Here is a 3,453-nt window from a genome sequence, read left to right as displayed (position 1 = left end):
ATGATGGGTCAAGATGGAATGGGTCGTGGTCGGATGGGTGGTGGCATGATGGGTCGTGGACAGACTAACGATTCCGGAAATGTTGAGGTGTTAGCCACACTTAGCTATAACGGACAAGTTGACCCTCAAAGTGATGTCTTGGGTGGCTAAATCGAATTCCCAATCACAGGCAATAATGAAACCACTAAATAACCAGAAAATCCAGTTAAATGGGACATCGCTGCCCTACTTCTTAAACGGCAAATGATAGGGGAAAAAATAACCGCAGATAAGCCGACAAAATAGCTTCTCCCCAAAAAACCGTCAATCCTGCACCTAACGCCAGAAACGGTCCAAAGGGCATTGGTTGTCGCCGATTCAGCCAACCCATCGCCATGGCACCGCCCCCAGCAAATGCGCCGACTGCACAGGCTAAAAACCCAGCTAATAGTAAATACTTCCATCCCAACCAAGCCCCCATCATTGCGGCTAATTTGGCATCTCCTCCGCCCATGGCGGTTTGCCCAAAGACGATAGAACCGACTAGGGTGATGATGTCAAATAACCAAATTCCCAACACTGCACCGCCAATTCCGGTCATGAGTTGAGCCGATATATCGGAAAGTTGAGCCGTTTGGAAAAAAGCGAATGCGCCTTGAAAGACTATACCCACAACTAATCCCGACTGGGTGAGTGAATTGGGGAGTGTCATTGTGTCGAGATCAATTAAGGATAGGGCTAATAACCAGCTTAAAAATGCCCAATACCCAAAGGTTTCTATGCTTAAGCTATAGTGTAAAAAAACTAATAAAAATAATAGTCCTGTGATGGCTTCGACTAGGGGATAACGCCAAGAGATGCGACTACGACAATGACGACAGCGCCCTTTTAACCACAGCCAACCCAAGATAGGAATATTCTCTCGTTTGCCGAGTTTGTGTAAGCAATGCGGGCAACGGGAGGGAGGGAAAAGTATGGATAAGTTGGCGGGTAGACGATAAACAACGACGTTGAGAAAGCTGCCGATAGATGCGCCGAGGGCAAATACGATTAAAGCGGTGACGATGATAATTAAAGTATCCATGTTGAATCACGTTGTAGGTTGGGTGGAGGAACGAAACCCAACAAGTTTGACGTTAGGCATTGTTTACTAGCCTTAAGTTGGTACGATTTAACTTATAATATTTTTGGCTAGACTTTGAGGGAATGGGGGCAAGCGATTAGGGCGAAGACAGCGCAACTACGAACAAACTATTCCACTCTCCATAACCAGGATTTGGAGTTGGGTTCTTCTGTTAGTTTATGATTGGCTTTAATTCCTTGTTTCAAGGTTTCAGTGGGTCGATAGACAAAGATGGGAGAAAATGTATCTGGAATTTGGGGATTTCCAGGGGGTAGAACCATCTGGAGATGAACGTCTGGATTTAGGGAATGACTCAGAGAAAACATAATTCCGGGAATTTTATCACTAACGACGAGGGGATTTTTGGCTTGATTGACAATTTTAGCCACTTGGGGATTATATCTACTTTTACTATGACTTTTGTGCCACCACACCGGAAATTGGGCGCTGACGATACAGGAGATAATACCACAAAACAAGAGTGCGATCGCGCCGTATTGCCAGCGCTTCAGATGCTTTGTCTTGCCGTTAATTGCCGTAGTTTTGGCTGCCATCAAATAAGCGACTGCTATCTGAATTCCTAAATAACTGGGAATGGCGTATCGGGTAATACTAGAACGACGCCCCCCTAAAATGACATCGGGTCCAATCAGCGCCATTCCGGTAACACCAATTAAGGTGATAATAAACACCCAAGCGTTGAGGGGGGCTTGGCGGTAAAGATAGTACAGCGCATAGCCTGCTAATAATGCACTAAGATAATGCAGTGGACTAAATGGGCTGGTTCCTTGATTCACATCAAAGAAAATTCGACTCAGATTTAATCCCCAAAATAATGGTAAAAATCCTTCTCGATTCAAGTTAACCGAGGCTGTATTATCCACGAATTTGGAAAAATGGCTAATCACAATCCCTAGCCAGGGTAAAAATAGGAGTAGCCCGAATAGAGACGATAATAAATACTTCGTTAGTTTGCGACTCCAGCGAAATCCTTCAGTGACTAAAACATAAATACCATGTCCGATAGAAACGAAGGCGGAAAAGGGATGAGTATAAAGTCCCAGCGCCACAGTTACTCCGTAAATTCCCCAACTCGGTAAGGTTTTTAATCGGATGGCTCGCAATAATGCCGCACTCGATAATAGAATAGTCACTGTCCACAAACTATATTCTCGTGCTTCTTGGGCGTACAAGACATGGAAGGGGGAAATCGCTAGAATAGCAACACCAAACCAACTTACTGTCGATAATCCGAAGAGTTCCCAACATAACCAGTACATACAAGGAAATGCCAGAAAACTGATTAACACGGATAAGAAGCGAATGGTGACAACTGAATGACTAAAGAGTTGCAACCAGAACCGTGCTATTAGATAATAGAGGGGCGAATGTTCGGGATTTCCGGCTAAGGCGTTAATCGTGTCATTGAGATCTTTTTCCGGCGTGGGATACTGATACCTCTCTAAGAACGTTGCAACTGGAATCACCTCACCGTCGAACGCTTGCTGGATGACTTCTGTTTGGGTATACCCAGAGATTCGCATTGAGGTCATTGTCTCATCGTACCAGTAAACCTTGCGATCGAGGTTATAGAAGCGGAAAAATATCCCCAGTACGATTAAGGCAATCAGTAAATTTCGCCATCCGGTTGAACTTAACGGTATTTTTTTTAACATCATTCATCAATCTCACCCACGCGCCTTATTATAGGATTAATCAGGTGGTTTCTCGACAAATTGACAACTGACAACTGACGAATAACAAATGACAACTGAAATTGAACGCTTTAAACTCTCCAAATCAGCTAAAGACCAACTAACCAAACTTAAACGCTATACTAAAATTGATCAGTGGAATATTCTTTGCCGTTGGGCGTTTTGCCGTTCTCTGGCGGAACCGACTCAACCTTCACCTGTCCCGATTCCGGCTGACTCGAATGTGGAAATGACATGGCGGGTGTTTGGTGGCGATTTGGCTGATATTTTGTTAATTGCGCTGAAACAACGCTGTCATAATGATGGTTTAGGGTGTGATAAGGATACTCTGACTAATCAATTTCGCCTTCATCTACATCGGGGGATTGGGTATTTAGCCGGTGATCCCAGGATTAAGACAATTAAAGATTTTATCGAAATTGCGAATAATCAATAAATGTTCTTGGTTATTCACCTCTCTAAACCCTTCCATCATGCATGTCTGGTTATTTTCGATGATATTATGTGTGATGTATTCTGTGTTTGTTAACTCTATAGGGGCGAGTTACAGGTTACGGTTAATAGGGGGCTATAGGACGGCACATTTTCCCATGATGAAATAGTACCTAAAATTCGCGATCGCGTCAAGCCCTAATC

The 3,453-nt window shown here is 43.9% G+C and carries 3 protein-coding genes; 1 reads left to right on the top strand and 2 read right to left on the bottom strand.

Features of this window, described 5'->3' with window-relative positions:
- Nucleotides 1-232 precede the first annotated feature (232 nt).
- The gene (locus ACLFWI_RS28500) at nucleotides 233-1,063 is read right to left on the bottom strand and encodes a prepilin peptidase (RefSeq protein ID WP_446411020.1); all 831 of its coding nucleotides are present in this window, start codon (nucleotides 1,061-1,063) and stop codon (nucleotides 233-235) included.
- A 167-nt stretch (nucleotides 1,064-1,230) separates the two neighbouring features.
- Nucleotides 1,231-2,781 (bottom strand): glycosyltransferase family 39 protein, encoded by a 1,551-nt coding sequence (locus ACLFWI_RS28495; protein WP_446415731.1) that lies wholly within the window; start codon nucleotides 2,779-2,781, stop codon nucleotides 1,231-1,233.
- Nucleotides 2,782-2,866: 85 nt separating this feature from the next.
- Here ACLFWI_RS28495 and dndE point away from each other — a divergent pair, with 85 nt between their 5' ends.
- Nucleotides 2,867-3,253, top strand: a complete 387-nt coding sequence (dndE, locus tag ACLFWI_RS28490; protein WP_446415730.1) for a DNA sulfur modification protein DndE — start codon at nucleotides 2,867-2,869, stop codon at nucleotides 3,251-3,253.
- Nucleotides 3,254-3,453: the final 200 nt, after the last annotated feature.

The sequence above is a fragment of the Coleofasciculus sp. genome, assembly GCF_046539235.1.
GTDB lineage: Bacteria > Cyanobacteriota > Cyanobacteriia > Cyanobacteriales > Coleofasciculaceae > Coleofasciculus.
The sequence above is the reverse complement of the archived record's forward strand: the minus strand, read 5'-3'. Positions and strand labels throughout refer to the sequence as shown.